This window comes from Methylococcus sp. ANG, assembly GCF_040730495.1.
Lineage (GTDB): Bacteria > Pseudomonadota > Gammaproteobacteria > Methylococcales > Methylococcaceae > Methylococcus.
On the sequence record NZ_CP160399.1, the window covers coordinates 1,791,423 to 1,812,344 of the forward strand.

The window sequence follows — 20,922 nt, forward strand, 5'->3', positions numbered from 1 at the left end:
ACGGGGCGCTGGAACACCCCGAAAAGACGGAGCCGGGAAGCGCTAGCACACCCCCGGCACTGTGCGCTCAGGCTCGATCCACGAGCTCCACGAAAGCCATGGGACTTGCGTCGCCTGCCCGAAAACCGCACTTGAGAATCCGCGTGTAACCGCCTGGGCGCGTCTTGAACCGGGGACCCAGATCGTTGAACAGCTTCGTCACCGCATCCCGGTTACGCAGCCTCGCGAACGCCAGCCGCCGGCTGGCCACGTTGTCCTCTTTCGACAACGTGATCAGAGGCTCCACATAACGCCTGATCTCTTTGGCCTTCGGCAGCGTCGTCTTAATGATCTCGTGCTCCACGAGCGCGGCCGCCAAATTCCGATACAAGGCAGCCCGGTGACTGCTGGTCAGGTTGAACTTCCTTCCTGCTTTACGATGACGCATGTTTCTCTACACCCTAAAAGGCTATTGATTCAGCTTCTTGAGACCTTCCGGCGGCCAGTTCTCCAGGCGCATGCCCAGCGACAAACCCTTCGTCGCCAAAACGTCCTTGATCTCCGTAAGAGACTTTTTTCCCAGATTCGGGGTCTTGAGCAAATCCGCCTCACTACGCTGGATGAGATCTCCGATGTAAAAGATGTTCTCCGCTTTCAGGCAGTTCGCTGAACGAACCGTAAGCTCGAGGTCGTCCACCGGGTGCAGCAGCAACGGATCGAACTGGGGTCCATCTTCACCGAAAAGCGGCAAGTCCTCACCCTTGAGGTCGACCAGGATACCGAGGTGCTGATTAAGAATGTTCGCCGCGTGCTTGACCGCCTCCTCCGGCTGAACCGTTCCGTTTGTCTGAAGCTCGATCACCAGCCGATCCAGGTCCGTACGCTGCTCGACGCGGGCGCTCTCGACGACGTAGGACACCTTCTTGATGGGGCTGAAGCTCGCGTCCACATGCAAGGTGCCGATAGCCGAATCGCCTTCGACAGCCCGGTTGGCGACGGGCTGGTAGCCCCTCCCTTTCTGCACATGGAGCGTCATACGCAAGCGACCGCCCCCGGTGAGGTGCGCGATCAGCAGATCCGGATTCAAGACCTCGACGTCATGGGGAACCTCCATGTCGCCCGCCAAAACCGGCCCGGGTCCCTGCTTGTCGATGTTGAGGTAAACATCGTGCGGCCCGTTCAGGCGAATGGCAAGATTCTTGAGATTCAAAAGCACGTCGATCACGTCCTCCTGAACCCCTTCGATGGTCGAATATTCGTGCAGCACGCCGTCGATTACGACGTCCGTGACCGCAGCGCCGGGGATGGCGGAAAGAAGCACACGCCTCAAGGCGTTGCCCAAGGTGTGGCCGAACCCTCTCTCCAGCGGTTCAATGACCACGCGTGCGGAATTGGTTCCATGAGGAACCACTTCTACCGTACGCGGCTTGATCAGCTCGGCAAGCGAGTTGTGCATATTAGGTATACCCCGTCACACGCTACTTCGAATACAACTCGACGACCAGCTGCTCGTTGATATCCGAGCCCAGCTCGCTCCGTTCCGGCGCAGACTTAAACGTGCCTTTCATCGATTTAACGTCTACATCGACCCAGGACGGAAAACCGTACTGCTCCGTCACCTGGAGCGCATCCTTGACGCGTCCCTGGGATTTCGCCTTCTCGCGAATCTGGACGACATCCCCGCTCCGCACCTGATAGGACGGGATGTTCAGCGTACGCCCGTTCAGATTGATCGCCTTATGGGATACCAGCTGCCGCGCTTCGGCCCGTGTGGACGCGAATCCCATCCGGTAAACGACGTTATCGAGACGACACTCGAGCAGAGCGAGCAGGTTTTCGCCCGTGGAACCCTTCAACCGGGACGCCTCGGCGTAGTAATTGCGAAACTGCCGCTCCATGACGCCGTATATCCGCCGCAGCTTCTGCTTCTCCCTGAGCTGAGCCGCGTAGTCGCTCAGCCGGGGCCGCTTCTGCCCATGCTGACCGGGCGGCTGATCCAGCTTGCATTTGGACTCCAGAGACTTGCCCCTCGACTTCAGGAACAGATCGGTCCCCTCGCGGCGGCTCAACTTACATTTCGGCCCAAGATATCTAGCCATAATAAACCTCCAGTCAAACGCGCCGCTTCTTCGGAGGACGACACCCGTTATGAGGCAGCGGGGTCGTGTCCACGACATTAACAATCTTAAAACCCAAAGCGTTCAGAGAACGCACGGCGGACTCTCTTCCCGGACCGGGACCGGTGACATGAACGTCCAAATTCTTGATTCCATATTCCTTCGCCACCGAACCCGCCTTTTCGGCCGCAACCTGAGCGGCAAACGGTGTGCTCTTGCGCGAACCCCGAAAACCCGATGCTCCGGCGCTGGCCCACGAAAGCGCATTACCCTTTCTGTCGGTAATGGTGATTATGGTGTTATTGAAGGACGCGCTGACGTGCGCGATGCCGTCCGAGATATCTCTCTTGATTCTTTTAGCGGGGCGACCTGTCGTAGCCATTTTTCTACCGTACCTTTATTTCTTGATCGGGCGACGCGGTCCCTTTCGGGTGCGGGCATTGGTGCGGGTGCGCTGTCCGCGCGTCGGCAAACCGCGCCGGTGCCTCATGCCGCGATAGGATCCGAGATCCATGAGCCGCTTGATGTTCATGGCCACCTCTCGCCGAAGATCGCCTTCCACGACGAACTTCGCGACTTCGCCACGCAGCCGCTCGACCTGCTCGTCGCTCAGCTCTCTGACTTTCTTGTCAGTCTCGATCCCCGCGCCTTCGCAAATCAGAGCTGCACGCGTACGCCCGATGCCGTAGATCGCGGTCAGTGAGATAACTACATGCTTGTGGTCTGGGATGTTGACTCCAGCAATACGCGCCATTTAAACAAACTCCAACTCTAAGCCGCTGGGCGATAGCCGGCCATTATACACGGCCGCTGCCGATCTCACAACGACGAAAACCATCAACCCTGCCGCTGCTTGTGGCGGGCATCCTTACAAATGATTCGGACGATGCCGTTCCTCTTCAGGACCTTGCAGTTCCGGCAGATGCGCTTAACAGATGCTCTAACTTTCATATTATTTCCTCGGCGATCCCAAACAAAATCACCTGATATTGATATTGGTTTTCTTCAACAACCCTTCGTATTGCTGAGAGATCACGTAGGTCTGTATCTGTGCCATGAAATCCATAACCACGACGACGATAATCAATAACGAGGTACCGCCGAAATAGAATGGCACGTTCCAATACACGATCAAGAACTCCGGCAACAGGCACACGGCGGTGATGTAGATGCCGCCCACTAGGGTAAGCCGCGTCATGACGGTGTCTACGTACCGCGCCGTCTGCTGACCGGGCCGGATCCCCGGGATGAAGGCACCGGACTTCTTCAAGTTCTCCGCGGTCTCGTTGGAATTAAAGACCAATGCAGCATAAAAAAAGCAGAAAAACATGATCGCCGCCGCATAGCAGAGAACATAGAGCGGCTGACCGGGAGACAGAGTGCTCGCTATATCCTGCAACCAGATCAGCTTCTCCGAATTGCCGAACCAACCCGCCAGGGTCGCCGGAAACAGGATGATCGAGGAAGCGAAAATCGGCGGGATGACCCCGGACATGTTCAGCTTCAAAGGCAGGAAGCTCTTCTGCGCGGCATACATGCGGCGCCCTTCCTGACGCTTGGCATAGTTGATCGTAATCCGGCGCTGTCCTTTCTCGACGAATACCACGAGCCATGTCACCGCCACCGCGATCGCGGCGATGCCGACGACGCTGAACGCACTCAACTCGCCCGTGCGCGCGAGCTCGAGCGTTCCGCCCACGGCCGAAGGCAGCCCGGCCACGATACCGGCGAAGATGATGATCGATATGCCGTTCCCCAGCCCCCGCTCGGTCACCTGCTCACCGAGCCACATCAGAAACAGGGTTCCGGTCATGAGCGAAATGGCGGTGAGGGCGACGAACTGAAATCCCGGAGAAATCACGATCGGCGCGCCCCCTGCGCTCTGATTCTGCAGCGCCATCGCCACGCCCGTGGCCTGGAACGAGGCGAGCACGACCGTCGCGTAGCGGGTGTACTGGTTGATCTTTTTCCGCCCGGATTCGCCTTCCTTCTTCAGCTGCTCCAGCTTGGGCACGACGATCGTCATCAGCTGCAAAATGATCGATGCCGAAATATAGGGCATGATCCCGAGCGCAAAAATACTCAGCCGCTTCAGGGCGCCACCCGAAAACATGTTCACCATGTCCAGGATCGAGCTGCCCTGCTGATTGAACATTGCTGCCAGAGCCTTCGGGTCGACGCCGGGTATCGGAATATGCGCGCCGATCCGGAACACGATGAGCGCTCCGACGACGAACAGCAAACGCTGGCGAAGCTCGGTAAACCTGCCGCCGCGGTCCGCCATCAGGGGGTTGATGGCGTTCATCAGCTTTCCACTTTGCCGCCCGCGGCTTCGATCGCAGCGCGGGCACCCTGCGTCACGCCCACACCGCGTATGCTCACGGCTCCGGACACTGCCCCGGTTGCGATGATCTTGACCGTCTTCGCCTCGGCCGGAACGAGCCCCGCCTCCTTCAGCTCCGCCAGCCCGATCACGCCCCCGGCAACTTTCGAGAGCTGCGTCAGCGTCACCTCGGCGACAAAGCGCTTCTTCGCGCTCCGGAAGCCCACTTTCGGCAAGCGACGCTGCAGCGGCATCTGACCACCTTCGAAACCCACCTTATGGAAGCCGCCGGCACGAGCCTTTTGCCCCTTGTGCCCTCGACCGCTGGTCTTGCCCAGTGTCGAACCGATGCCCCGCCCCAGCCGCTTTTTTGCCGGACGGCTACCGTCCCGCGCACCGATAGTGTTCAAAAACATGTCAGATTTCCTCAACCTTGAGCAGGTAGGAGACTTTGAAGATCATGCCCAAAATCTCCGGCGTGCCCCGAACTTCAACACTGTGATGGGGTTTGCGCAATCCGAGCCCGCGCAGGCAGGCCTTGTGGGACTCGAGCCGTCCGTTGGAGCTGCGCACCTGCGTGACGCGCAAAGTCTTATTCGTCATCGCCATCACCCCAGCAGCTCTTCGACGGTCATTCCGCGTTTCGCGGCAACGGATTTGGGATCCCGCAATTCCGTCAACCCTTTGATGGTCGCGCGAACGACGTTGATCGGATTGTTGGTGCCGATACACTTCGCGAGGACGTTATGAACGCCGACGACCTCAAAGACAGCTCGCATGGCGCCGCCGGCGATAATGCCGGTACCCTCCGAAGCGGGCTGCATGTGTACCTTGGCGGCCCCGGCCGCAGCCGTTACCGGATGGTGCAAAGTCTGGCCGTTCAGCGCAACCTTGCGCATATTCTTGCGCGCCTGTTCCATCGACTTCTGGATCGCGACCGGCACCTCTCGCGCCTTGCTGAGGCCGAAGCCGACACGGCCATTGCCGTCTCCGACGACGGTCAGCGCGGTGAACCCGAACTGGCGTCCGCCTTTGACCACCTTCGAGACGCGCCGAACGGCGACCAGCTTTTCCTGCAGCCCCTCGCCGGCGCTTGCCTGAGTACTCACGTTTGCCATTGATAATCCTCGCTAGAACTGAAGCCCGGCCTCTCTAGCCGCATCGGCCAGGGCCTTGATCCGCCCGTGGTACTTGAATCCCGACCGGTCGAAAGCGACGCTGGAGACGCCCGCGGCAAGCGCCTTTTCAGCGATGCGGCGACCGACTTCGGTGGCGGCATCCCTATTTCCGGTAACCGACAACCTTTCGCGAATAGCGGGCTCTAGGGTCGACGCGGAAGCGAGAACCGTCCCACCGTCTGGACCGATGACCTGCGCGTAAATATGCCTGGGGGTACGATGAACGGTCAGCCGATTCGCTCCCATTGCGCGAATGACATGCCGTGTTTTTGCTGCCCTTTTGAGGCGGGCCTGTTTTTTATCCATTGCTCTTGCCTTACTTCTTCTTCGCTTCCTTGCGGATGATGACCTCGTCCGCATAGCGGACGCCCTTGCCCTTATAAGGTTCCGGTGAACGGAACGCGCGGATGTTGGCCGCCACTTGGCCGACAACCTGCCGGTCCGCTCCTTTCACGACGATGTCGGTCTGGGACGGAGTCTCGACCACAATTCCCGCGGGAACTTTGAATTCCACCGGATGGGAATATCCGAGGCTGAGGCTCAGCACATCGCCCTTGGCCTGCGCGCGATAACCCACGCCGACCAGGGATAGCTTTCGTTCGAACCCGCTGCTGACGCCAACGATCATGTTGGCCAAGTTGGCCCGCGTGGTCCCGGCTAGAGCATTCTGTCTCTGATCGTTCTTGTCGTAGTCTACGGACACGGCACCACCGTCGATGCTAACGCTGAGAACCGCAGGGACTGCACGCGCCAAAACTCCGTTCTTGCCTTTCGCGGTTACTACACCTTCGGCAATGCTTACTTCCACACCCTTGGGAATGGAGATTGGATTATTCGCTACACGAGACATATCGGCCAGCCTGTACAAACATCATTCAACGACACAGAGAACTTCGCCGCCCTCACCCAGCGCTCTGGCTTTCCGGTCGGACATAACACCCTTTGAGGTGGAGACTATGGCGATGCCGAAACCGCCCATGACTTTCGGCATTTCGTCCCGCCCTCGATAGCGCCGGCAACCCGGCTTGCTAACCCGCTGGATCTTATCGATGACCGGCGCGCCGTTGTAATACTTAAGCTCTACGCGGATGTTAGGCTTCCCCTCTTCTGACGTGTCGGAGAAACCTGCGATATAGCCTTCCTCCTTCAAAACCTGGCACACGGCGCGCTTGAGTTTCGACGCCGGAACGACGATCTCCGCCTTGCCGGCGGCCTGACCGTTGCGTATCCGCGTAAGGAGATCGCTCAAGGGATCTGACATACTCATGACTATATACTCCGATACTTTCGCGGTCCGCCTTACCAGCTCGCCTTGACCACGCCCGGCACTTCGCCGCGCATAACGCATTCACGCAATTTGTTTCGCCCCAATCCGAACTTTCGATAGAAGCCGTGCGGCCGCCCCGTCAGTTGGCACCTGTTGCGCTGGCGCGTGGCGGCGCTGTCGCGTGGCAGCTTTTGCAGCGCGATGATCGCCGCCTCCCGCTGTTCATCAGGGGTTTCCGCGCCGCAAATGATGGCCTTCAGCTCCGCTCTCTTCTTCTCGTAGCGATTATTCAGCTTCTGGCGCTTCACTTCGCGTGCGATCATTGATTTCTTTGCCATGACTCGCCCCTCGTTACGTCCGGAAAGGAAATTTGAACGCCTCGAGCAATGCTTTGGCTTCGGCGTCTGATTTCGCTGTCGATGTGATGGTGATATCCATCCCCCGGATGGCATCGATCTTGTCATAATCGATTTCCGGGAAAATGATCTGCTCCCTCACACCCATGGAGTAGTTGCCCCGACCATCGAACGCCTTCGGGTTCAGCCCACGGAAGTCACGGATACGGGGAATCGCGACGCTGATGAGACGGTCCAGAAATTCGTACATGCGCGTACGCCGCAGCGTCACTTTGCAACCTACGGGCATCCCCTCGCGGATCTTGAAACCGGCGATAGACTTGCGGGCATGCGTGACGATGGGCTTCTGGCCTCCGATCGCCTGCATGTGCTCGACCGCATTCTGCAAGATTTTCTTGTCCGCGACCGCTTCACCCACCCCCATATTGAGGGTGATCTTCACCAGGCGCGGAACCTCCATGACGGACTGATAACCGAACCGCGCCATCAATTCCGGTACGACTTTCTCTTTGTAAAGGTCTTCTAACCTAGGCATGACACATCCGCTACTCAAGCGTCAATCAGTTCGTTGGTGGACCGGTAGAAACGGACTTTTCTGCCGTCGGCCAGCAGCCGGAATCCGACGCGATCACCCTTGTTGGTGGCGGCGTTGAACAGCGCCACGTTGGAACTGTGGATCGGCATGGCCTTCTCGACGATACCGCCGGGCACGCCTCTCATGGGATTCTGGCGCTGGTGCTTCCGGACGAGGTTGACGCCTTCGACCAGCAATTTGTCCTCGCTCAGCACCGACAGCACCAAGCCTCTTTTTCCTTTGTCTTTTCCGGCGATCACGATGACTTGATCGCCTTTCTTGATCCTACGCATGGGGCAACACCTTCTTACGTCAAAGCACTTCCGGCGCCAGGGAGATAATCTTCATGAACTTCTCAGAGCGAAGTTCACGTGTGACCGGCCCGAAAATACGCGTACCGATGGGCTGATGCTGGTTGTTCAGGATGACTGCGGCATTGTTATCGAACCGAATCAGCGAACCGTCGGCACGCCTCACGCCCTTACGGGTACGAACAACCACTGCGTTGTAGACCTCGCCCTTCTTGACGCGCCCCCGGGGGATCGCATCCTTCACGCTGACCTTGATGACGTCGCCGACATTCGCGTACCGCCGCTTGGACCCACCAAGGACCTTAATACACATGACTTGCCGCGCGCCGCTGTTGTCCGCGACATCCAGACAGGTCTGCATCTGTATCATCGTTCAAATCTCCAAATATTTGCTCAAGGCCCTGGTGGACGACTTCATACCGCCCGCTCTACGACTGCGCCGAGAGTCCAGGCTTTTTTCTTCGAAACCGGCCGGGACGCATGCAGGGTCACCAGATCGCCGATGCCGCACTCGTTGTTTTCATCATGCGCCAGCACCTTCGTCGTGCGGCGGATGTACTTGCCATACAACGGATGGGACACCTGCCGCTCGATGGCGACTACGATGGTTCGATCCATCTTGTTCGACACCACGCGCCCGGTTACGCTCCGCACGCGACCTTCGCTCACCGTCATACCTTACCGCCTTTTTCTGCCAGAACCATATTCACTCGCGCGATATCACGCCGCACTGCCCTGATCTGATGGGACTTGCTCAACTGTCCCGTCGCCTGCTGCATCCTCAGGCTGAACGCCTCCCGATGCAGATCCATCAACGTCGACTTGAGTTCGTCAGCCTGTTTCGCTCTCAATTCGCTGGCTTTCATCACATCACCGTACGCAGGGAAAAGGTGGTCTGGACCGGCAGCTTCGCCGCTGCCAGCCGAAACGCCTCACGGGCCAGTTCTTCGCTGACGCCCTCGAGTTCGTACAACATGGTGCCGGGTTTGATCTCGGCCACCCAGTACTCCACGCTGCCCTTGCCGCTACCCATGCGGACTTCCAACGGCTTCTTGCTGATAGGCTTATCCGGGAATACGCGGATCCAGATTTTTCCGCCGCGCTTTACGTGGCGGGAAATGGTCCGACGGGCTGCCTCGATTTGGCGGGCGGTTATTCTACCTCGAGTCGTGGCCTTAAGGCCATACTCACCGAAGGATACCTTGCTGCCGGCGATGGCCAAGCCGGTATTGCGCCCCTTATGCTGTTTTCTGTACTTCGTTCTTTTTGGCTGCAACATGGCACGACCTCATCAAGCTTCGACCGCACTGCGGGTCTTCGACTCCGCATGCACAGGCTCGAAAACCTCGCCTTTGAAAATCCACACCTTTACGCCGATAACCCCATATGTGGTCACCGCCTCGGCAAAACCGTAGTCGATATCCGCGCGGAAGGTGTGGAGCGGCACACGACCCTCGCGATACCATTCCGTCCGGGCGATCTCGGCGCCGTTGAGTCTGCCGGCCACGCTGATCTTGATGCCTTCGGCACCGACGCGCAGCGTGTTCTGTACCGCGCGCTTCATGGCACGCCGGAACATGATGCGTTTCTCCAACTGCTGAGCGACGCCTTCCGCCACGAGCTGAGCATCCAGTTCGGGCTTGCGGATCTCTTCGACGCTGACCTGAACGGGGACGCCCATGAAGCGGGACACGTCGCGCCGGAGCGCGTCGATGTCCTCACCGCGTTTGCCGATCACAATTCCCGGCCGCGCGGTGTGGATCGTGATCTGGGCATTGTTCGCCAACCGATTGATCTGGATCCGGCTGACCGATGCGTGTTTCAGCTTCCGCTTCAGAAACTCGCGGACCTTGAGGTCGTTGTTGAGAAATACGGGATACGACTTGCTGTCCGCGAACCAGCGCGACGTCCAGTCCTTGATATATCCCAGACGAATTCCAGTTGGATTGACTTTCTGCCCCATAACGGAAATGCCTTTACTAATGTCTAGTTATCCGACACCAGCACGGTGATGTGCGAGGTGCGCTTGAGTATCCGATTTGCGCGCCCCTTCGCCCGGGCGCTCATCCGCTTGAGAACAGGGCCCTCGTCGACGAATACGGTCTTTACGCGCAGCTCGTCCACATCGGCACCTTCGTTGTGTTCGGCATTGGCGATGGCTGCCTGCAGCACCTTTTTCACCAGACCGGCAGCTTTCTTGTTGCTGAATGTCAAAAGATCCAGCGCCGCCGCGACGTTGAGCCCGCGAATCTGATCGGCAACCAGCCGGCACTTTTGAGGAGAAATGCGCGCCGTTTTATGTCTCGATAATGCTTCCATCGACTACACGCCTCACTTGCTCTTCTTGTCGGCCTGATGCCCTTTGTAAGTCCGCGTCGGTGCGAACTCGCCCAGCTTATGGCCGACCATGTTGTCGCTGACCAAAACGGGCACATGCTGCTTCCCGTTATGCACTGCGATGGTCTTCCCGATCATTTCAGGCAACACCATGGATCGGCGCGACCAGGTCTTGATAGGCTTCTTGGCGCCGGTCGAATTCGCCTCATCGACCTTCTTCATCAGATGATGGTCGACGAACGGACCTTTCTTGATAGAACGTGGCACGGTCTATTCCTCTTACTCGTTATCGCGTCTTGCGTCTGCGGATGATCAGACCATCGGTTCGCTTGTTGTTCCGGGTCTTGTAGCCCTTGGTGGGGATGCCCCAGGGCGAAACGGGATGTCTGCCCCCGGAAGTCCGACCTTCGCCGCCGCCATGGGGATGATCCACGGGATTCATGGCGACACCCCGCACCGTTGGGCGAACGCCCCGCCAGCGCGACGCACCAGCCTTCCCCAACGAAACCAGGTTGTGTTCGGTATTGGAGACCTCACCGATCGTAGCTTTGCAATCGGCCAGCACCTTGCGCATCTCGCCGGAACGCATGCGTATGGTGGCGTACTCGCCCTCCTTTGCGACCAACTGGATCGAGGTGCCGGCACTGCGCGCGTACTGCGCGCCTTTCCCCGGCTTGCCTTCGACGCAATGCACGACGGTGCCGACGGGAATGTTGCGCAGCGGCAGGCTGTTGCCGACCTTGATCGGGGCAAACTCTCCGGCGACGATCTCATTGCCGGCACTCAGACCCGCCGGCGCGACAATATAGCGACGCTCTCCGTCACGATACAGCACGAGCGCGATGTAAGCGGTGCGGTTCGGGTCGTATTCGATACGCTCGACGCGAGCCGGCACGTCGAGCTTATCCCGTTTGAAATCCACGATACGGTAGAACTGCTTGTGCCCACCGCCCTTGTGCCGGGTGGTCACACGGCCCTGATTATTGCGGCCCGAAGAGCGCGTCTGCTTCTCGAGCAGCTTCGCATACGGTTCGCCCTTGTGCAGTTCCTCGCTGCGCACCCGCGTCACAAAGCGCGCGCCAGCGGAAGTGGGTTTTTGTTTAATCAGAGCCATGGTCTTATCTTTACTCAAGCAATCGAATATCGAATTAATTTACCGCCAGCTCAATATCAAAGCCCGGCTTCAGCTTAACGTAAGCTTTCTTCCAGTCTGAACGCTGGCCCATAAACCGCCCGAAACGCTTGGATTTACCCTTGACGTTGAGCACACGCACGGACTCGACTTTCACGCTGAACATGAGCTCAACGGCACTTTTGATCTGAAGCTTGCTTGCAGCCGGTTTGACCCGAAACACAAACTGGCGGTCCTTTTCCGCGCCCGCCGTAGATTTTTCAGATACCACAGGGGCGAGCAGGGTACGCATCAACTCGATTTGGTTCATGACAGCCTTACCTCCAGCTTGCGAATCGCCGAGCTGGTGGCGATTACACGCTCGGCGTGCACCAGGTCGACCGGGCTCAATGTGTCGGCGGTATTGACGCTGACGTTGGGCAGATTGCGCGACGACAGAGCCAGATTCAGATCGAGCTGCTCGGCCAGAATTACGGTATACCCCTCGCCAAAGCTCTTCAGCTTCGCCGCGAGCTCCCGCGTCTTGGCGGACTCCGGAACGATACTGTCGGAAACGACGAGACGCCCCTGCCGCAGCAGCTCGGAAAATATGGACCGGACAGCCGCCCGGTACATCTTCTTGTTCAACTTCTGCCTGTAGTTCCGGTTGGATGCGGCAAACGTCACGCCACCGGTACGCCACAGGGGGCCACGCGTCGTTCCTGCCCGCGCGTGCCCGGATCCTTTCTGTTTCCAGGGCTTCTTGCCGCCGCCCGATACATCCGACCGGCTCTTCTGTGCTTTCGTTCCCGAACGCGCAGCGGCGAGATAACCGACGACGAGCTGATGCACCAGGGATTCGTTGAATCCCTGACCGAATACCTTATCGGAAACTTCCAGGTTTCCCGCGGATCCGTTTTCGATTTTTGGAATACTGAGGCTCATGACCAACTACCTATTTCTTCGCAGCAGGGCGGACAACCACGTCCGCACCCTTGGCACCGGGCACCGCCCCCTTCACGAGGAGCAGACACCGCTCGGCGTCGACGCCGACGATCCGCAAGTTGGGGACCGTGACGTTCTTGTCCCCCATGTGGCCGGCCATTCTCTTACCCTTGAACACACGGCCGGGCGTCTGATTCTGGCCGATCGAGCCCGGCGCCCGGTGGGACAACGAATTGCCATGGGTCGCGTCCTGAGTACGGAAGTTATGCCGCTTCACGACGCCGGCGAAACCCTTGCCGATGCTCCGCGAGCGGGCGTCGACGAACTGGCCTTCCGCGAACAGATCGACACCGAGTTCGGTGCCGACCGCGTAGTCCTGGTCGGAATCCTCCAGCCGGAACTCCCACAGTCCCCGCCCCGCTTCGACGCCGGCTTTCGCATAGTGCCCGGCGCCCGACTTGGTAAGGCGCGAGCGCTTCTTGCCGCCCGTGGTCACCTGAATGGCGCGATAGCCGTCCGACTCCAGGGTCTTAACTTGAACTACCCGGTTGGGCTCGACGTGGATCACCGTTACCGGAACGGCTGCACCGGCGTCCGTGAAAATATGGGTCATTCCGCACTTGCGGCCGACTAAACCTATGGCCATCTCTCTTCCCCGAGTCGTGTGCTCTAATACCTTTCTATCAGTTAAGCTTGATCTGAACGTCGACGCCCGCAGCCAGATCCAGACGCATGAGTGCGTCCACCGTCTTGTCCGTGGGCTCGATGATGTCCATCAGCCGCTTGTGGGTGCGAAGCTCGTATTGATCACGGGCATCCTTGTTCACGTGCGGCGATACCAACACCGTGAACCGTTCCTTCTTCGTCGGCAGCGGAATCGGGCCCAGCACCTGTGCGCCGGTGCGTTTTGCGGTCTCGACGATTTCCGACGCCGACTGGTCGATGAGCCGATGATCAAACGCCTTCAAACGGATACGAATTCTCTGCTTAGCCATGAGCTCACTCGATGATCTTGGAGACAACGCCTGCGCCGACGGTACGGCCGCCTTCGCGTACTGCAAACCGCAAGCCTTCGTCCATGGCGATCGGCGCGATCAGCTTCACTTCGATCTTGACGTTGTCGCCCGGCATGACCATTTCGATCCCTTCCGGCAACGTGACCGCGCCGGTGACGTCGGTGGTCCGGAAGTAGAACTGCGGCCGGTAGCCGTTGAAGAACGGGGTGTGTCGACCGCCTTCTTCCTTGGACAGAACGTAGATCTCCGCTTCGAAGTGCGTGTGCGGGGTGATGCTGCCGGGCTTGGCCAGCACCTGGCCGCGCTCGACGTCTTCTCGCTTGGTGCCGCGCAGCAGGACGCCGATGTTGTCGCCGGCCTGGCCCTGGTCGAGCAGCTTCCGGAACATTTCGACGCCGGTGCAGGTGGTCTTGGTCGTGGCTTTGATGCCGACGATTTCGATTTCTTCGCCCACCTTGATGATGCCGCGCTCGACGCGCCCGGTCACCACGGTGCCGCGCCCGGAGATCGAGAAGACGTCTTCGATCGGCATGAGGAACGGCCGGTCGATGGCGCGCTCGGGCTCGGGAATATAGTCGTCCAGCGCCTGCACCAGGGCTTCGACCGCCGGCACGCCGATTTCGCTGGTGTCGCCTTCCAGCGCCTTCAGGGCGGAGCCCTTGATGATGGGGATGTCGTCGCCGGGAAAGTCGTACTTGGAGAGCAGTTCGCGCAGCTCCATTTCGACCAGCTCCACCAGCTCGGGATCGTCGACCATGTCGGCCTTGTTCAGGAACACGACGATGTAGGGGACGCCGACCTGACGCGCCAGGAGGATGTGTTCGCGGGTCTGCGGCATCGGGCCGTCGGCGGCGGAGCACACCAGGATGGCACCGTCCATCTGGGCCGCACCGGTGATCATGTTCTTGACGTAGTCGGCGTGACCGGGGCAGTCGACGTGGGCGTAGTGACGCGCGTTCGATTCGTATTCCACATGGGCGGTGGCGATGGTGATGCCGCGCGCACGCTCTTCCGGCGCCGCGTCAATCTGGTCGTAGGCCTTGAATTCGCCTCCGAACTTCGCCGCCATGCACTTGGTCAGGGCCGCCGTCAGCGTCGTCTTCCCATGATCCACGTGACCTATCGTTCCCACATTCACATGCGGTTTCGTGCGCGTAAATTTCTCTTTGGACACTGTCTTTTCCTCTCAAAACTCAGCTCTGTCCCGTGTAACGACTACGACACCGATTTCTTGATGACGGCATCCGCCACGTGCGTCGGCGCTTCAACATATTTCTCGAAATGCATGCTGTAGGTTGCCCGGCCCTGGGTCGCCGACCGCAGATCGGTGGCGTATCCGAACATTTCGGAGAGCGGCACTTCACAGCGAACAATCTTGCCCGCCGGCGTATCATCCATGCCCTGGATGATCCCTCTGCGGCGGTTGATGTCGCCCACCACATCCCCCATGTATTCCTCCGGCGTGACGACCTCGACCTTCATGATCGGCTCCAGGAGCACCGGCGAGGCTTTTCGGGCACCCTCCTTGAACCCCATCGAGCCGGCGATCTTGAAAGCCATTTCGCTCGAATCGACATCATGATAAGAGCCATCAAACAGGGTCACCTTCACGTCGACGACCGGAAACCCTGCCAGGACACCATTCTGTAACTGTTCCTGGATACCCTTATCCACCGCCGGAATGTATTCCTTGGGAACCACGCCACCGACGATGGCATTCACAAATTCGTATCCCGTCCCTGGTTCCATCGGCTCGAGCTTCAGCCAAACATGGCCGTATTGCCCGCGCCCGCCGGTCTGCCGGACATATTTCCCTTCCTGCTCCACGGCCTTCCGGATGGTTTCCCGGTACGCCACCTGCGGCGCGCCGACATTGGCGTCCACCCCGAACTCCCGCTTCATCCGATCGACGATGATCTCCAGATGAAGCTCGCCCATGCCGGAAATGATCGTCTGCCCGGTTTCCTCATCGGTCCTGACCCGGAACGAGGGATCCTCCTGCGCCAGCTTGTTCAGCGCGACGCCCATTTTTTCCTGGTCCGCCTTGGTTTTCGGCTCCACGGCGACCGAAATCACCGGCTCCGGAAACTCCATCCGCTCCAGGGTGATGATTTCCTTGGGATCACACAGCGTGTCGCCGGTCGTGACATCTTTGAGACCGATCGCCGCCGCGATATCGCCGGCCCGAACCTCCTTGATTTCTTCCCGGTTGTTCGCGTGCATCTGAACCAGCCGGCCGATACGCTCCCGCCGGCCTTTTACTGGGTTGTAGACCGTATCTCCTGAAGAGAGCACACCGGAATAGACGCGGATGAAGGTCAGCACCCCGACGTAGGGGTCGGTCGCGATCTTAAAGGCAAGCGCCGAAAAAGGAGCATTATCGCACGACTCGCGGCTACTTTCGAGCCCTTCTTCGACAATTCCCACAACCGGCGGCGTGTCGACTGGCGAAGGCAGAAATTCCACCACCGCATCCAGCATGGCCTGGACGCCCTTGTTCTTGAACGCCGACCCGCACAAGACGGGAACGATTTCGTTGGCCAGCGTACGCGCGCGCAACCCTTGCTTGATTTCCTCGACGGACAGCTCGCCTTCCTCGAGGTACTTCTCCATGAGTTCTTCGGACGATTCCGCGGCAGCCTCGACCATCTTCTCGCGCCACGAGGCGCAGGCGGAGACCATGTCGGGCGGGATCTCACCAAGCTCGAAGCGAGTCCCCTGGGTAGAGTCATCCCACCAGATCGCCTTCATGCGCAGCAGATCGACGACCCCTTTGAATTCGTCCTCCGCCCCGATCGGCAATTGGACCGGCACCGGATTGGCGCCCAGACGACGCCGGATCTGCTCGACGACGCGCAGGAAATCGGCGCCGGCGCGATCCATCTTGTTTACGAACGCCAGGCGGGGAACACCGTATTTATCGGCTTGGCGCCAAACGGTCTCCGACTGAGGCTCGACGCCCCCAACGGCACAGAATACGGCGCAGGCACCATCGAGAACCCGCAACGAGCGCTCGACTTCGATGGTGAAATCGACATGCCCGGGGGTGTCGATGATGTTGATGCGATGCTCGGGGAAGGAGCCATCCATGCCCCGCCAGAAACAGGTCGTGGCCGCGGACGTGATGGTGATCCCTCGTTCCTGCTCCTGCTCCATCCAGTCCATGGTGGCAGCACCGTCATGAACCTCCCCAATCTTGTGGGAAACTCCCGTATAGAACAGGATGCGCTCGGTCGTAGTGGTCTTCCCGGCGTCGATGTGCGCCATGATCCCAATATTCCGATAGCGCTCGATAGGAGTCGTGCGTGCCACAGCCAAATAACCTGATTATCTTAAAGAGCGGGTTAGCTGGAATTACCAGCGGTAATGCGAAAACGCCTTGTTCGCCTCTGCCATTCGATGAGTATCTTCGCGCTTCTTCACCGCCGAGCCGCGATTTTCCTTCGCCTCCAGAACCTCCGCGGCCAGCTTCATCACCATGCCTTTCTCGCCGCGCTTGCGGGCGGCATCGATCAGCCAGCGCATCCCCAGCGCCATGCGCCGGGCGGGACGCACCTCGATCGGCACCTGGTAGGTCGCGCCACCCACGCGCCGGGACTTCACCTCGACGACGGGCTGCACGTTCTCCAGCGCCTTGGTCAGGACCTCCAGAGAATCCTGCGACGTCTTCGCCTCGATATGATCGAGCGCGCCATACACGATCTTTTCCGCGATCGATTTCTTGCCGCTCACCATGAGCATATTCACGAACCGGGCAAGCGTCTCGCTCCCGAAACGCGGATCGGCGATCACCTCGCGCCGCTCACTCCTTCTTCTTCTGGACATATCACCTAGCCTCTAAAATTAGCTCTTCGGCCGCTTGGCGCCGTACTTCGAACGGGCTTGGCGACGCTTCTGAACGCCCGCCGTATCCAGGCTGCCGCGCACGACGTGATAGCGGACACCGGGCAAGTCCTTCACACGGCCGCCGCGAATCAGGATCACCGAGTGTTCCTGCAGGTTATGGCCCTCACCCCCGATGTAGGAGGTCACCTCCGCACCATTCGTCAAACGAACGCGCGCCACCTTACGCAGCGCCGAGTTCGGCTTCTTGGGCGTCGTCGTATAAACACGGGTACACACCCCGCGCCGCTGGGGACAGCCCTCGAGCGCCGGGACGTTGCTTTTTTCCTTCTTGCTTACTCGCGGCTTTCTAACCAGTTGGTTGATTGTGGTCATTACCGAGCTCCGAAACTATTCCAACCCGCATCACGCACAGAACTGCGCGACTGATATGGGAAAGACTAAAGCCGCTCAGAGTAATTACTGGCAGCCGCCATGTCAAGCGCATCAGCGCCAGAACAAAAAAATAAAAAGGCTTACATCGCTGCAAGCCTTTTGGAATTTGGCTCCCCCGGACGGGCTCGAACCGCCGACCCGCTGGTTAACAGCCAGCTGCTCTACCGACTGAGCTACAGGGGAATGAGTAACACGAAAATCCACCGCGTCTCAAAATGGCGCGCCTGGAGAGATTCGAACTCCCGACCACCTAGTTCGTAGCCAGGTACTCTATCCAACTGAGCTACAGGCGCGCTGTGGAAGGCGTATTATTATGAAAGTCACACACCATGTCAACAAGCATCGTGACGATCCCGAAAGAATGGCCGCTTCCGGCTCACCCCGAAGCGGAGGAGGGTTACAATCGTCACCCCATATCCTCACATGCCTGCAACCATGCCCCCGGCCATCACTTACATCGATTCGCCCGACGAGCTCGCGGCATTCTGCCGGTCCATCGGCAGTTCGCCCTGGATCGCGGTCGATACCGAATTCGTGCGCGACAAGACCTACTATCCGAAGTTCTGCCTCCTGCAGATCGCCAACGGCAGCCGGGCGGCCTGCATCGATCCGCTAACCATCGAGGATCTGCGCGAGGTCGAAGCGCTGCTGTTCAATCGGGCGATCACCAAGGTGTTCCACGCAGCGAGGCAGGATCTGGAGATCTTCTTCCACCGCTTCCAAGCCGTTCCAGCCCCGATATTCGACACGCAGCTGGCCGCTCCCTTGGTCGGGCATCCCGAGCAGATCGGCTATGCCAGCCTCGTGTCGGCCACTCTGGGTGTGACCGTGGACAAGGAGCACACCCGCACCGACTGGACTCAGCGCCCCCCTCTCGGCTGCGCAGAAGGAGTACGCGGCCAACGACGTGATCCATCTCGCGGCCCTGTATCCGAAGATTCGGGAGCAGTTGGACCGGCTGGGACGCTGCTCTTGGTTGGCGGACGATTTCGCCGCCCTGGAGAATCCCGGCCTCTATGTGAACCGGCCCGAGGACGCCTGGGAGCGCATCGGCGGACTGGAGCGCCTGAAACCCGACCAGTTCGCACTGGCGGTGCGCCTCGCGGCCTGGCGGGAAAACACCGCCCAGCAGAATGACCTGCCGCGCAACTGGATCCTTCGCGACGAGGCACTGCTGGAAATCGCACTGAGAAAACCCCGTACCCGGGATGCTCTGCAAGCGCTAAGAGGAATCGACTCGCGCGCGGTGCAGCGATACGGCGATGCGGTGATCGCCCTCGTCCAGACTCCCGACGACGGCCGGGCCGCGCCGCCGCAACCTCGCCGCGTTCAGCGCCGCAGCGCCCAGACCGAGGCCGTCCTCGACGCGATGTCGGCCCTGGTCCGCCTGCGCTGCATCGAGCACACCATCAACCCAGCCGTCGTCGCCAGCCGCAGGGACCTCGAGGAGGCGCTGGAGTCGCCCGACAGCGCCAAAGTCTTGCAGGGATGGCGGCGCGCCCTGGCGGGAAACGACATACGGGCCTTCCTGGAGGAGAAAGCAATCCTGCGCATGAGGGGCGGTGAACTCACGCTGAACGGCCGTGACTGAAGTCGGCGTGCCGCGCGCATTCCCGGCCGGACTGACGTCCGCCGACGCATATCCGCATCCGGTTTCCGGCATCCGCCTGATCGAAACCCATATTTCCTGGGTATTCCTGACGGGAACCTACGCCTATAAGATCAAGAAACCCGTTGATTTCGGATTCCTCGACTTTTCGACTCTCGATCGGCGGCGGCGATGCTGCGAAGAGGAGATCAGGCTGAACCGCAGGCTCGCACCCGAAATCTATCTCGCCGTCTGCCCGATCACCGGTTCGCCGCATACGCCACGGGTCGACGGCGACGGCCCGCCGTTCGAATACGCGGTGAAGATGCGCCAGTTCGCCGAAGGTTCGCTGCTCACGGACATGGCGGCGGCGAACACATTGATACCGGACCACATCGATGCGCTGGCTCGCCTGATCGCCGAATTCCACGGTTCGATTCCACGCTCGGGCAGCGCGGACGACTACGGCAGCTTGTCCCGTATCCGCGGCGCGACGATGGATAATTTCGCCCATATCGAGGCCGTGTTGCCGCCGAACCAGATGGACACCGGTATCGCCGTGCTGAAGGAGACCGCCGAGAGGGACCACGAAACGCTGGAAGGCGTATTCCTTTCCCGGAAACACGAAGGCTACGTCAGGGAATGCCATGGCGATCTCCATCTCGCCAACATCGCTTTGATCGGCGGCAAGCCGGTTCCCTTCGACGCCATCGAATTCAATCCGGCACTGCGCTGGATAGACGTCATCAGCGAGCTCGCATTCCTCGCCATGGACCTCGAAGCGCGCGGCCTGCGCCGGCTCGCGGCCAGGCTGGTGAACGGGTACTTGGCCGTCACCGGCGATTACGGCGGCATGGCACTTTGGCACTACTACCTGCGTTACCGGGCCATAGTCCGGGCCAAGATCGCCGTACTGAGCTGGCAGAGCGCCGCGCAGGAAGCCGCGAGAACAGAGCATCTGGCCAGCTTCCGCCGCTACGTCGACTACGCCCTTTCGGTTTCGCCCAGCCGGCGGCCCCGGCTCATCGTCATGCACGGCGTTTCCGGCAGCGGGAAAACCCATGTGGCGGCGCAGATTGCCGAGCGGGAGGGGGCGATCATGATCCGTTCGGACGTCGAACGCAAACGGCTGGCGTCGCACCTCCACGCCGATCCGGCCCAGATGTACCTCCCCGCATTCACCCGCGCCACCTACGACAAGCTGCTGGAACTCGCAACACCCTCATTGCGCGCAAGGCTCTCCGTCGTACTCGACGCGACGTTCCTCGAACGACGATATCGGGACGATGCCAGACAGCTCGCCGACAGAAGCGGCGCGGCTTTCACCATCGTCGCCATGGAGGCGCCGGAAGCGGTCCTGCGCCAACGCATCCTGGCCCGCCAAAGAGCGGGGGCCGACCCCTCGGACGCGGACCTCGGCGTCCTGGAAAAGCAACTGCAATCCCGGCTCCCGCTGGGTGAGGACGAGGTACCGTTCACCGTGGCCTGCGGCCCCGACAGCGCGGTACCGGAACTGCCGGCCCCCACGCCGCCCTGATGTCT

34 protein-coding genes, 2 tRNA genes and 1 pseudogene are annotated in these 20,922 nt (G+C 59.9%); 3 read left to right on the forward strand and 34 right to left on the reverse strand.

Features of this window, described 5'->3' with window-relative positions; genetic code table 11:
- Nucleotides 1-67: 67 nt before the first annotated feature.
- The 34 genes from rplQ to ABZN20_RS08685 form a co-directional block, all read right to left on the reverse strand.
- Nucleotides 68-427 carry a 50S ribosomal protein L17 gene (rplQ, locus tag ABZN20_RS08520; RefSeq protein ID WP_367027364.1) on the reverse strand — a complete coding sequence of 120 codons (360 nt, stop codon included), beginning with the start codon at nucleotides 425-427 and terminating at the stop codon, nucleotides 68-70.
- A 21-nt stretch (nucleotides 428-448) separates the two neighbouring features.
- Nucleotides 449-1,435 carry a DNA-directed RNA polymerase subunit alpha gene (locus tag ABZN20_RS08525; RefSeq protein WP_218807494.1) on the reverse strand — a complete coding sequence of 329 codons (987 nt, stop codon included), beginning with the start codon at nucleotides 1,433-1,435 and terminating at the stop codon, nucleotides 449-451.
- Between the two features lie 22 nt (nucleotides 1,436-1,457).
- Nucleotides 1,458-2,078 carry a 30S ribosomal protein S4 gene (gene rpsD / locus ABZN20_RS08530; protein ID WP_218807495.1) on the reverse strand — a complete coding sequence of 207 codons (621 nt, stop codon included), beginning with the start codon at nucleotides 2,076-2,078 and terminating at the stop codon, nucleotides 1,458-1,460.
- 13 nt (nucleotides 2,079-2,091) lie between these two features.
- Nucleotides 2,092-2,478, reverse strand: a complete 387-nt coding sequence (gene rpsK / locus ABZN20_RS08535) for a 30S ribosomal protein S11 (protein WP_218807496.1) — start codon at nucleotides 2,476-2,478, stop codon at nucleotides 2,092-2,094.
- Between the two features lie 15 nt (nucleotides 2,479-2,493).
- Complete coding sequence (gene rpsM / locus ABZN20_RS08540) at nucleotides 2,494-2,850, reverse strand: 30S ribosomal protein S13 (protein ID WP_218807497.1); 357 nt, start codon at nucleotides 2,848-2,850, stop codon at nucleotides 2,494-2,496.
- Nucleotides 2,851-2,933: 83 nt separating this feature from the next.
- Nucleotides 2,934-3,047, reverse strand: a complete 114-nt coding sequence (gene rpmJ, locus ABZN20_RS08545; RefSeq protein WP_010961579.1) for a 50S ribosomal protein L36 — start codon at nucleotides 3,045-3,047, stop codon at nucleotides 2,934-2,936.
- A 28-nt stretch (nucleotides 3,048-3,075) separates the two neighbouring features.
- Nucleotides 3,076-4,401 (reverse strand): preprotein translocase subunit SecY, encoded by a 1,326-nt coding sequence (secY, locus tag ABZN20_RS08550; protein ID WP_367027365.1) that lies wholly within the window; start codon nucleotides 4,399-4,401, stop codon nucleotides 3,076-3,078.
- Nucleotides 4,401-4,835, reverse strand: a complete 435-nt coding sequence (gene rplO / locus ABZN20_RS08555) for a 50S ribosomal protein L15 (RefSeq protein WP_218807499.1) — start codon at nucleotides 4,833-4,835, stop codon at nucleotides 4,401-4,403. Before rplO ends, secY begins: the two co-directional genes overlap by 1 nt.
- Nucleotide 4,836: 1 nt before the next feature.
- The gene (gene rpmD, locus ABZN20_RS08560) at nucleotides 4,837-5,022 is read right to left on the reverse strand and encodes a 50S ribosomal protein L30 (protein WP_218808938.1); all 186 of its coding nucleotides are present in this window, start codon (nucleotides 5,020-5,022) and stop codon (nucleotides 4,837-4,839) included.
- Nucleotides 5,023-5,027: 5 nt separating this feature from the next.
- Nucleotides 5,028-5,537 carry a 30S ribosomal protein S5 gene (gene rpsE / locus ABZN20_RS08565; protein WP_218807500.1) on the reverse strand — a complete coding sequence of 170 codons (510 nt, stop codon included), beginning with the start codon at nucleotides 5,535-5,537 and terminating at the stop codon, nucleotides 5,028-5,030.
- Between the two features lie 12 nt (nucleotides 5,538-5,549).
- Nucleotides 5,550-5,903 (reverse strand): 50S ribosomal protein L18, encoded by a 354-nt coding sequence (gene rplR / locus ABZN20_RS08570; protein WP_218807501.1) that lies wholly within the window; start codon nucleotides 5,901-5,903, stop codon nucleotides 5,550-5,552.
- A gap of 10 nt (nucleotides 5,904-5,913) precedes the next feature.
- Nucleotides 5,914-6,447, reverse strand: a complete 534-nt coding sequence (rplF, locus tag ABZN20_RS08575; protein WP_367027550.1) for a 50S ribosomal protein L6 — start codon at nucleotides 6,445-6,447, stop codon at nucleotides 5,914-5,916.
- 21 nt (nucleotides 6,448-6,468) lie between these two features.
- The gene (gene rpsH / locus ABZN20_RS08580; protein ID WP_218807502.1) at nucleotides 6,469-6,864 is read right to left on the reverse strand and encodes a 30S ribosomal protein S8; all 396 of its coding nucleotides are present in this window, start codon (nucleotides 6,862-6,864) and stop codon (nucleotides 6,469-6,471) included.
- Between the two features lie 32 nt (nucleotides 6,865-6,896).
- Nucleotides 6,897-7,202, reverse strand: coding sequence for a 30S ribosomal protein S14 (gene rpsN / locus ABZN20_RS08585; protein ID WP_218807503.1), 306 nt, complete (start codon nucleotides 7,200-7,202; stop codon nucleotides 6,897-6,899).
- 13 nt (nucleotides 7,203-7,215) lie between these two features.
- Nucleotides 7,216-7,755, reverse strand: a complete 540-nt coding sequence (rplE, locus tag ABZN20_RS08590) for a 50S ribosomal protein L5 (RefSeq protein ID WP_218807504.1) — start codon at nucleotides 7,753-7,755, stop codon at nucleotides 7,216-7,218.
- Between the two features lie 14 nt (nucleotides 7,756-7,769).
- Nucleotides 7,770-8,087, reverse strand: a complete 318-nt coding sequence (gene rplX / locus ABZN20_RS08595) for a 50S ribosomal protein L24 (protein WP_218807505.1) — start codon at nucleotides 8,085-8,087, stop codon at nucleotides 7,770-7,772.
- Between the two features lie 19 nt (nucleotides 8,088-8,106).
- Entirely contained in the window at nucleotides 8,107-8,475 is a 369-nt protein-coding gene (gene rplN, locus ABZN20_RS08600; protein ID WP_198323948.1) for a 50S ribosomal protein L14, read from the reverse strand.
- Between the two features lie 44 nt (nucleotides 8,476-8,519).
- Complete coding sequence (gene rpsQ / locus ABZN20_RS08605) at nucleotides 8,520-8,780, reverse strand: 30S ribosomal protein S17 (protein WP_169604328.1); 261 nt, start codon at nucleotides 8,778-8,780, stop codon at nucleotides 8,520-8,522.
- Nucleotides 8,777-8,971 carry a 50S ribosomal protein L29 gene (gene rpmC / locus ABZN20_RS08610; protein WP_218807506.1) on the reverse strand — a complete coding sequence of 65 codons (195 nt, stop codon included), beginning with the start codon at nucleotides 8,969-8,971 and terminating at the stop codon, nucleotides 8,777-8,779. Before rpmC ends, rpsQ begins: the two co-directional genes overlap by 4 nt.
- Nucleotides 8,971-9,384 (reverse strand): 50S ribosomal protein L16, encoded by a 414-nt coding sequence (gene rplP, locus ABZN20_RS08615; RefSeq protein ID WP_169604330.1) that lies wholly within the window; start codon nucleotides 9,382-9,384, stop codon nucleotides 8,971-8,973. Before rplP ends, rpmC begins: the two co-directional genes overlap by 1 nt.
- A gap of 12 nt (nucleotides 9,385-9,396) precedes the next feature.
- The gene (rpsC, locus tag ABZN20_RS08620) at nucleotides 9,397-10,068 is read right to left on the reverse strand and encodes a 30S ribosomal protein S3 (protein WP_218807507.1); all 672 of its coding nucleotides are present in this window, start codon (nucleotides 10,066-10,068) and stop codon (nucleotides 9,397-9,399) included.
- A gap of 23 nt (nucleotides 10,069-10,091) precedes the next feature.
- Nucleotides 10,092-10,424, reverse strand: coding sequence for a 50S ribosomal protein L22 (gene rplV / locus ABZN20_RS08625; RefSeq protein ID WP_218807508.1), 333 nt, complete (start codon nucleotides 10,422-10,424; stop codon nucleotides 10,092-10,094).
- A 12-nt stretch (nucleotides 10,425-10,436) separates the two neighbouring features.
- Entirely contained in the window at nucleotides 10,437-10,709 is a 273-nt protein-coding gene (gene rpsS, locus ABZN20_RS08630) for a 30S ribosomal protein S19 (RefSeq protein WP_218807509.1), read from the reverse strand.
- A 19-nt stretch (nucleotides 10,710-10,728) separates the two neighbouring features.
- Nucleotides 10,729-11,556, reverse strand: a complete 828-nt coding sequence (gene rplB / locus ABZN20_RS08635) for a 50S ribosomal protein L2 (RefSeq protein WP_218807510.1) — start codon at nucleotides 11,554-11,556, stop codon at nucleotides 10,729-10,731.
- A gap of 34 nt (nucleotides 11,557-11,590) precedes the next feature.
- Nucleotides 11,591-11,884, reverse strand: a complete 294-nt coding sequence (rplW, locus tag ABZN20_RS08640; protein WP_218807511.1) for a 50S ribosomal protein L23 — start codon at nucleotides 11,882-11,884, stop codon at nucleotides 11,591-11,593.
- The gene (gene rplD / locus ABZN20_RS08645) at nucleotides 11,881-12,498 is read right to left on the reverse strand and encodes a 50S ribosomal protein L4 (RefSeq protein WP_218808940.1); all 618 of its coding nucleotides are present in this window, start codon (nucleotides 12,496-12,498) and stop codon (nucleotides 11,881-11,883) included. Before rplD ends, rplW begins: the two co-directional genes overlap by 4 nt.
- A 10-nt stretch (nucleotides 12,499-12,508) precedes the next feature.
- Nucleotides 12,509-13,144: a 50S ribosomal protein L3 gene (gene rplC, locus ABZN20_RS08650; protein ID WP_218807512.1), complete on the reverse strand. Its 636-nt coding sequence runs from the start codon at nucleotides 13,142-13,144 to the stop codon at nucleotides 12,509-12,511.
- 37 nt (nucleotides 13,145-13,181) lie between these two features.
- On the reverse strand, nucleotides 13,182-13,493 hold the full coding sequence (gene rpsJ / locus ABZN20_RS08655; RefSeq protein WP_010961601.1) for a 30S ribosomal protein S10: 312 nt from the start codon (nucleotides 13,491-13,493) through the stop codon (nucleotides 13,182-13,184).
- 4 nt (nucleotides 13,494-13,497) lie between these two features.
- Complete coding sequence (gene tuf / locus ABZN20_RS08660) at nucleotides 13,498-14,688, reverse strand: elongation factor Tu (protein ID WP_218807114.1); 1,191 nt, start codon at nucleotides 14,686-14,688, stop codon at nucleotides 13,498-13,500.
- Nucleotides 14,689-14,729: 41 nt separating this feature from the next.
- Entirely contained in the window at nucleotides 14,730-16,826 is a 2,097-nt protein-coding gene (gene fusA, locus ABZN20_RS08665; protein ID WP_218807513.1) for an elongation factor G, read from the reverse strand.
- 42 nt (nucleotides 16,827-16,868) lie between these two features.
- Nucleotides 16,869-17,339, reverse strand: a complete 471-nt coding sequence (rpsG, locus tag ABZN20_RS08670; protein ID WP_218807514.1) for a 30S ribosomal protein S7 — start codon at nucleotides 17,337-17,339, stop codon at nucleotides 16,869-16,871.
- 18 nt (nucleotides 17,340-17,357) lie between these two features.
- Nucleotides 17,358-17,732 carry a 30S ribosomal protein S12 gene (gene rpsL, locus ABZN20_RS08675; RefSeq protein ID WP_169604340.1) on the reverse strand — a complete coding sequence of 125 codons (375 nt, stop codon included), beginning with the start codon at nucleotides 17,730-17,732 and terminating at the stop codon, nucleotides 17,358-17,360.
- Nucleotides 17,733-17,899: 167 nt separating this feature from the next.
- Nucleotides 17,900-17,975: transfer RNA gene (locus ABZN20_RS08680), tRNA-Asn, on the reverse strand.
- Nucleotides 17,976-18,008: 33 nt separating this feature from the next.
- Nucleotides 18,009-18,085, reverse strand: a tRNA-Arg gene (locus tag ABZN20_RS08685).
- A 142-nt stretch (nucleotides 18,086-18,227) separates the two neighbouring features.
- Here ABZN20_RS08685 and ABZN20_RS08690 point away from each other — a divergent pair.
- The 3 genes and pseudogenes from ABZN20_RS08690 to ABZN20_RS08700 form a co-directional block, all read left to right on the forward strand.
- Nucleotides 18,228-18,611: pseudogene (locus ABZN20_RS08690) on the forward strand (ribonuclease D); the annotation flags it as partial.
- 88 nt (nucleotides 18,612-18,699) lie between these two features.
- Nucleotides 18,700-19,383 carry an HRDC domain-containing protein gene (locus ABZN20_RS08695; protein ID WP_367027366.1) on the forward strand — a complete coding sequence of 228 codons (684 nt, stop codon included), beginning with the start codon at nucleotides 18,700-18,702 and terminating at the stop codon, nucleotides 19,381-19,383.
- Complete coding sequence (locus ABZN20_RS08700) at nucleotides 19,376-20,917, forward strand: AAA family ATPase (RefSeq protein WP_367027367.1); 1,542 nt, start codon at nucleotides 19,376-19,378, stop codon at nucleotides 20,915-20,917. The genes ABZN20_RS08695 and ABZN20_RS08700 overlap by 8 nt, the downstream gene beginning before the upstream one ends.
- Nucleotides 20,918-20,922: the final 5 nt, after the last annotated feature.

Coding starts and splice junctions, on each gene's coding strand:
- rplQ (WP_367027364.1), bottom strand. CDS start 427: ATGCGTCATCGTAAAGCAGGAAGGAAGTTCAACCTGACCAGCAGTCAC.
- ABZN20_RS08525 (WP_218807494.1), bottom strand. CDS start 1,435: ATGCACAACTCGCTTGCCGAGCTGATCAAGCCGCGTACGGTAGAAGTG.
- rpsD (WP_218807495.1), bottom strand. CDS start 2,078: ATGGCTAGATATCTTGGGCCGAAATGTAAGTTGAGCCGCCGCGAGGGG.
- rpsK (WP_218807496.1), bottom strand. CDS start 2,478: ATGGCTACGACAGGTCGCCCCGCTAAAAGAATCAAGAGAGATATCTCG.
- rpsM (WP_218807497.1), bottom strand. CDS start 2,850: ATGGCGCGTATTGCTGGAGTCAACATCCCAGACCACAAGCATGTAGTT.
- rpmJ (WP_010961579.1), bottom strand. CDS start 3,047: ATGAAAGTTAGAGCATCTGTTAAGCGCATCTGCCGGAACTGCAAGGTC.
- secY (WP_367027365.1), bottom strand. CDS start 4,401: ATGAACGCCATCAACCCCCTGATGGCGGACCGCGGCGGCAGGTTTACC.
- rplO (WP_218807499.1), bottom strand. CDS start 4,835: ATGTTTTTGAACACTATCGGTGCGCGGGACGGTAGCCGTCCGGCAAAA.
- rpmD (WP_218808938.1), bottom strand. CDS start 5,022: ATGACGAATAAGACTTTGCGCGTCACGCAGGTGCGCAGCTCCAACGGA.
- rpsE (WP_218807500.1), bottom strand. CDS start 5,537: ATGGCAAACGTGAGTACTCAGGCAAGCGCCGGCGAGGGGCTGCAGGAA.
- rplR (WP_218807501.1), bottom strand. CDS start 5,903: ATGGATAAAAAACAGGCCCGCCTCAAAAGGGCAGCAAAAACACGGCAT.
- rplF (WP_367027550.1), bottom strand. CDS start 6,447: ATGTCTCGTGTAGCGAATAATCCAATCTCCATTCCCAAGGGTGTGGAA.
- rpsH (WP_218807502.1), bottom strand. CDS start 6,864: ATGAGTATGTCAGATCCCTTGAGCGATCTCCTTACGCGGATACGCAAC.
- rpsN (WP_218807503.1), bottom strand. CDS start 7,202: ATGGCAAAGAAATCAATGATCGCACGCGAAGTGAAGCGCCAGAAGCTG.
- rplE (WP_218807504.1), bottom strand. CDS start 7,755: ATGCCTAGGTTAGAAGACCTTTACAAAGAGAAAGTCGTACCGGAATTG.
- rplX (WP_218807505.1), bottom strand. CDS start 8,087: ATGCGTAGGATCAAGAAAGGCGATCAAGTCATCGTGATCGCCGGAAAA.
- rplN (WP_198323948.1), bottom strand. CDS start 8,475: ATGATACAGATGCAGACCTGTCTGGATGTCGCGGACAACAGCGGCGCG.
- rpsQ (WP_169604328.1), bottom strand. CDS start 8,780: ATGACGGTGAGCGAAGGTCGCGTGCGGAGCGTAACCGGGCGCGTGGTG.
- rpmC (WP_218807506.1), bottom strand. CDS start 8,971: ATGAAAGCCAGCGAATTGAGAGCGAAACAGGCTGACGAACTCAAGTCG.
- rplP (WP_169604330.1), bottom strand. CDS start 9,384: ATGTTGCAGCCAAAAAGAACGAAGTACAGAAAACAGCATAAGGGGCGC.
- rpsC (WP_218807507.1), bottom strand. CDS start 10,068: ATGGGGCAGAAAGTCAATCCAACTGGAATTCGTCTGGGATATATCAAG.
- rplV (WP_218807508.1), bottom strand. CDS start 10,424: ATGGAAGCATTATCGAGACATAAAACGGCGCGCATTTCTCCTCAAAAG.
- rplB (WP_218807510.1), bottom strand. CDS start 11,556: ATGGCTCTGATTAAACAAAAACCCACTTCCGCTGGCGCGCGCTTTGTG.
- rplW (WP_218807511.1), bottom strand. CDS start 11,884: ATGAACCAAATCGAGTTGATGCGTACCCTGCTCGCCCCTGTGGTATCT.
- rplD (WP_218808940.1), bottom strand. CDS start 12,498: ATGAGCCTCAGTATTCCAAAAATCGAAAACGGATCCGCGGGAAACCTG.
- rplC (WP_218807512.1), bottom strand. CDS start 13,144: ATGGCCATAGGTTTAGTCGGCCGCAAGTGCGGAATGACCCATATTTTC.
- rpsJ (WP_010961601.1), bottom strand. CDS start 13,493: ATGGCTAAGCAGAGAATTCGTATCCGTTTGAAGGCGTTTGATCATCGG.
- rpsG (WP_218807514.1), bottom strand. CDS start 17,339: ATGTCCAGAAGAAGAAGGAGTGAGCGGCGCGAGGTGATCGCCGATCCG.
- rpsL (WP_169604340.1), bottom strand. CDS start 17,732: ATGACCACAATCAACCAACTGGTTAGAAAGCCGCGAGTAAGCAAGAAG.